Source organism: Kitasatospora sp. NPDC051914, assembly GCF_040680995.1.
Classification (GTDB): Bacteria; Actinomycetota; Actinomycetes; order Streptomycetales; family Streptomycetaceae; genus Kitasatospora.
In genome coordinates, this window is record NZ_JBFAXX010000141.1 from 1 (window position 1) to 5,412 (window position 5,412).

The window sequence follows — 5,412 nt, forward strand, 5'->3', positions numbered from 1 at the left end:
GTGGGCCGGGGGGGGGGCCCCCCCCCCCCCCCCGGGGGCCCGCGGGACCCGCGGGGGGGGGCCCTCCCACTGGGGGCGCCCCCCCCGGCAGTGGTCCTGCCGGGCGGGCCGCCCCTGATGTCCTCGCTAACGGCGCGCGCCGATCAACGCGCGCCCACCCGGGTGGCGACCGGGCGTCCGTTCACCGCCGCGGGCCGCCCCGCGGCCGGGCGGGCGCCCGCCGCCGTAGCACCCGAGCGGTTCTGCTGGGCCGGCAGGCCGTTCTGCACGTCCATCACCGCGTGCGCCACCATCCCGCCCAGCGGGTCGTAGCGGATGAGGTCGCGCAGCCGGGACCGGGACGACCGGCCCTCGTTGCCCGGGTACAGGTGCTTGCCCAGACCCACCGCGTGCGCCAGTGCCGCCAGCGCGGCCGTCCGCGGGTCCGGCGGCACACCCGTCCGGATCGCCGTGTCCAGGCGCTGCTTGATCGCGGAATTGGTGCAGTCGTCCGACGCCTGGTAACGCGTCGTCGGAAGCACCCCGCACACCTGGCCCGGCACCGCCGTCACCATGCCGCACCGCTCCAGGTGCGCCAGGTACGTCTGCCTCAGGCCCAGTCGGGGCCCGCCGATCCAGTGCGCGGCCCGCACCGCACTGCCGCGCCGTCGCAGCAGCTCCAGTGCGTGGTCGAGGGTCGGGTCACCGGTCGGCCGTGCGAGTACCACGGCGATCCGGTCCCCGTCCGGGGCTATCCGTCCGGCCAGGGACAGCTCGACCAGCTGTGCCCCGGCGAGTCCGAGGTCGAGGGTCTGCGGCTGCGCAGTGGTACCCGTGGTCGGGTCCAGTGCGAGCAGCAACAGCTCCTCAGGAATAGTTCTGCGGCTCCTGCCCATCCAAGCCTCCCCGCGTGGATGACAGACAGCGTGACGCCTCTCACACAGGCTTGTCGAGTACGCCTCCGAATCGTGACCTTGGCACGGCAGGCTGGAACCGGTGTCCCCGGCGCGGCGTCTGAGCCGGGGACGGGCCCGGACGGGGAGAAAAACGGCCGGTCGGGCGGGGTGTGCGCAGCGGTCGCGCCACCGGTGGCGGAGACTGTACAGACATCCCGACGGGACGAGAACCCGTAGGAAAAAATGAAGGATCGGCGCGGCCCGCGGCCCGCCGGCCCGGGCGGGCAGCCGGTCCGCCGGGCGGACGAGGAGGAGAGGGTCAGTGGGCGAGTCCCCCGACACAGGGCGGCGCGACGGGGCGGCCGAGCGTTCGGCGACGGAGGACACTGCGTCCGACCGCACCGCCGCACCCGAGGACGGCGCCGGGCCCGAGGCGGCCCGCCCCGAGGCCGACGGGCCGGAGACCGGTGAGCCCGGGGACCGCACCGACGCCGACCCGGCCGAGGACACCGCCGGGGACGGCGGGCGCGACACCGATGTTGACGGCGCCGAGGCCGAGGACGACGAGGACGGCGGGCTCGACGAGGACGCTGCCGCAGCCGTGCAGGGCCCGGCCGGCTCCACCGTCCACCTCCGGGTCCGGACCACGGACCACGCCACCACGGCGCTGCGCCTCCCCGTCGACAACGCCACCACTGCACTGCGGCTCCCGCCGGAGGTCCGCAAGCCCGCCGCCTCGGAGTCGAAGGCCGACGACGCGAAGGCGGTCGATGCCAAGGCCGACGACGCGAAGGTGGTCGACGCGAAGGCCGACCGGCCGTCCGCCGCCGAGTCGCCCGCCGGGGCCGCATCCCCCGTCGAGGCCGAGACCGAGACCGAGACCGCGGACAAGGCGGCGCCCGCCGTCGAGGCCGCCGCAGAGCCGCCGAGCGACGCCACCACCATGCTGCGCGTGCCCGCCGAGGTGCTCCGCAAGGCTTCCGGTGCCACCGCGTCCGGTGCCGCAGCATCGCGCGCCGCCACCCCCGAGCCGTCCGTCAGCGACGCCACCACCATGTTGCGCCTGCCCGCCGAGGCCACCAAGGCCGCGCCGGCGAAGGCCACGCCCAGCGAGACCCCGTCCGCGAAGGCCGCACCCGCCGAGGCTCCGTCCGCGAAGGCCGAGCCTGCGAAGGCCGCGCCCGCCGAGGAGAAGCCGGCGAAGGCCGAGGACGACAAGGCCGGCAAGGACGCCCCCGTCGCCGCCGACGGCCCCGCGGAGGCCGCCGACGGCGCACCCGTCGACAACGCCACCAAGGCCCTGCGCCTCCCCGTCGACAACGCCACCCGCGCGCTGCGCCTGCCCCCCGAGGCCCGTACTCCCGCTGCCCCCGCCGCCTCCCCGGCCGAGGGCGCCGACAAGGCCCCTGCGAAGCCCGCCGGCGCCGACCCGCGCCTCGCCATGCGGGACAGCCGCGAGGTCGCCGGAGCCGCGCTGAAGGACACCCGCAAGCCGGTCGGCGGCAGCGTTCCCGAGCCGCTCCCGGAGCCCTCCCCGGCTCCCGAGCCGCACCCGGAGCCGGAGCCCGGCCCCGAGCCGGAGCCCCGGCCCGCACCGCGCCCGCAGCCCGTGCCGACCCCGCCGGCCCCGCTGCCCGTGCCGGACCCGTCGCCGGTGCCGCCCCCGGCCCCGCTGCCGGAGAACACCATCGAGGCGATGGAGGTGCTCGCCACCCTCAGCGCCCGCCCCGCCAGCCCGGTGCGCCGCGCCGCCAAGCGGACCGCGATCTGGACGCTGTTCCTCGCCTTCGTGCTCGGCATCGTGGTCGTCGTCCAGCTGCTGCGCCCGCTCCCCGACCCGGAGACCAAGCTCGGCCTGCCCGCCTCCTTCACCTTCCAGGGCGAGCAGCTGGCCGTGGACTGGCCGGCCAAGGGCCAGTCCGCCGCCGCCGTGATCGGGGTCGGACCGGTCGGCACCTCCGGCGAGCAGAAGCCGGTGTCCATCGCCAGCGTCACCAAGGTGATGAACGCCTACCTGATCCTCAAGTCGCACCCCCTGAAGAAGGGTGAGAGCGGGCCGAACATCGTGGTCGACAAGGCGGCCGCCCAGGAGTCCACCGACAAGGACCAGTCGCGCGCCCAGCTGGTCGAGGGCAAGGAGCTCAGCCTGTACCAGGCGCTGGAGCTGCTGATGCTGCCGTCGGCCAACAACGTGGCCCGTCTGCTGGCCCGTTGGGACGCCGGCTCGGAGGAGGCGTTCGTCGCGAAGATGAACGCCGAGGCCACCAGGCTCGGCATGGCCGACACCACCTACGCCGACCCGGCCGGCTACGACGACGACACCAAGAGCACCGCGGCCGACCAGCTCAAGCTCGCCGAGCAGGCGATGCAGGACGAGGTGTTCCGGCAGATCGTCGCCGAGCCCGAGATGCGGCACAACGGCGTCCGTATCCCCAACACCAACGACCTGGTGTTCACCGAGCGCGGCAGCGTCATCGGCGTGAAGACCGGCTCCTCCACCGCCGCCCAGTCCGCGCTGATGTGGGCCGCGGTCAAGGAGGTCGGTGGCACCAAGCGGACCATCATCGGCGTCACCCTCCGCCAGCCGGCGGTGGCCGGCGTGGACCTCGCCAAGGTCGCCCAGGCGCCCAGCCTGAAGATCATCAAGTCGGTGCAGAAGGGCCTGAACGGCCAGACCCTCGCCAAGCAGGGCCAGGTCGTCGGCCAGGTCGAGGACGGCCTCGGCGGCACGGTGCCGATCGTCGCCGCCAAGGACCTCACCGTCGCGGGCTGGTCCGGCATCACCGCCACGCTGGACCTGGACGCGATCAAGCTCGGCCACACCGTGAAGGCCGGCACCCAGGTCGGCACCCTCTCCGCGGGCGAGGGCGCCGGCCGGATCGAGGTGCCGGTCACCCTCGAGCGCGACCTCGCACCACCGTCCATCCTGTCGAGGCTGACCCGCATCCTCTGACGGGCCGCCACGGCGCCGGACACCGGGCCCCGCTGCTCCCAGCCCTCCGGGCGGGAACGGCGGGGCCCTCTCCGTACTCCGGACCGCCGTCCGAGGCGGCCGTCCGGTCACCCGGCGGCCGGACCTCCGACCCGGCCCGGCGGCTCCCCGGACGGCCCGTCCGCCCCGTCCACTTCGTCGGGCGGGCCCGGAGCGCCCGATGCGGTCGGCGGACCGCCGTCCTCGTCCGGCCGGGCATCCTCGCCGGGCCGTCCTGCCGTCCCCGTCGTGGCCGTCCCTGCTGCGGCCTCTCCCCCCGCGCCGTGCAGCGGTGTGCCGAGCAGCTGCGCCACCGCCGGCTCCTGCGACAGCACCCGCCCCAGCGCGATCGCGAAGGTCACCGCGGTGAACATCACGATCAGCCAGGACAGCAGCGTGAACACCACGCCGTACGGGCCGAACCGCTCCACGCTCTGGGTCACCGCCCGCGGCAGGTAGACCGCGGCGGCGGCGTTCACGCCCACCACGGCCACGCCGCACAGCAGCGCGCCCGGCAGCAGCGGACGCCAGGGGACCCGTGCGGCCAGCAGCAGGTGCTGGGTCCACCACCAGAGCACGGTGTCCAGCAGGAAGGTCAACGGGATGCCCAGCCACAGGCCCGCGCCGAAGCCGTCGTGCAGGGCGTGTTGGAACACCAGGACCACCAGCCACACCAGCAGCCACAGCAGCCACCGCCAGGCGGTGATCCGGCCCGACGCGCGCGGCAGGTCCCAGCAGCGTTCGCAGACCCGCTGCACGGCCCGGCTCAGCGTGGTCGCGGACAGCAGGGTGATGATCACGCCCGCCGCGCCGAAGCTCTGCGAGACCTCGTCGTCGTGCCCGGTCGTCAGGAACGCCGCCACCTGCTGCTGGGCCGCGCCCTTCAGCCCGAGCTGGTCGCGCAGCGAGGAGACCACGCCCTCCTTGACGGCGGCGGGGGCGAACACCGCCAGCACCATCAGCGCGGGCAGTGCACTCAGGAAGGCCTGTGCGGCCAGACGGGTGGCGCAGTCCAGCAGGTTGACCCGGACGATCTGGTGCAGCGCCCGCCGGATCAGCGGCATGCGGTCGGGCACGGCCTTGATCGAGTGGGCCAGTCCGGCCGCCCTGGCCCGCATCCCCGGCTGCTGCGAACCTGCCACACCGGCTCCCTCCGCGAGCGTGCACCGTGCGAGACCCAGCCCCATGCTCGCCCCGCCGGTGGCGGCCCGCACCCGCGCGCGGCGGGCGGTTACCTCCGGCCGCTCCGGCCGGTGATCTTGTCGATGCGGGCGGTGATGCCCCAGGCGGTGACCCGCCAGAGGGCCTCGACGACGATGTTTCGGCTCATCTTGGAGGCGCCGTGCTCGCGTTCGACGAAGGTGATCGGGACCTCGGCGACCTTGAAGCCGGCCTTGACGGTGCGCCAGGCGAGGTCGACCTGGAAGCAGTAGCCGGCCGAGGCGACCTCGTCCATGCCGAGGCCGAGCAGGGTCTCCTTGCGGAAGGCGCGGTAGCCGCCGGTGACGTCGCGGATCGGCACGCCGAGCATCAGGCGGGAGTAGGTGGAGCCGCCGCGGGAGAGCA

General features: G+C 75.0%; 3 protein-coding genes and 1 pseudogene. 1 reads left to right on the top strand and 3 read right to left on the bottom strand.

Translation table 11 applies throughout. From position 1 onward, the window contains the following. Positions 1 to 143: 143 nt before the first annotated feature. Positions 144 to 875 carry a GPP34 family phosphoprotein gene (locus AB0M03_RS39280; RefSeq protein ID WP_363501525.1) on the bottom strand — a complete coding sequence of 244 codons (732 nt, stop codon included), beginning with the start codon at positions 873 to 875 and terminating at the stop codon, positions 144 to 146. Between the two features lie 322 nt (positions 876 to 1,197). Between AB0M03_RS39280 and AB0M03_RS39285 the strand changes: the two genes are divergently transcribed. After that, a complete protein-coding gene (locus tag AB0M03_RS39285) occupies positions 1,198 to 3,828 on the top strand; it encodes a hypothetical protein (RefSeq protein WP_363501528.1) in 2,631 nt (876 codons plus the stop codon). 107 nt (positions 3,829 to 3,935) lie between these two features. Here AB0M03_RS39285 and AB0M03_RS39290 read toward each other — a convergent pair whose 3' ends face one another. Then, the gene (locus tag AB0M03_RS39290) at positions 3,936 to 4,988 is read right to left on the bottom strand and encodes a YhjD/YihY/BrkB family envelope integrity protein (protein WP_363501531.1); all 1,053 of its coding nucleotides are present in this window, start codon (positions 4,986 to 4,988) and stop codon (positions 3,936 to 3,938) included. A gap of 89 nt (positions 4,989 to 5,077) precedes the next feature. Further along, a pseudogene (locus AB0M03_RS39295) lies at positions 5,078 to 5,412 on the bottom strand (dolichol-phosphate mannosyltransferase); the annotation flags it as partial.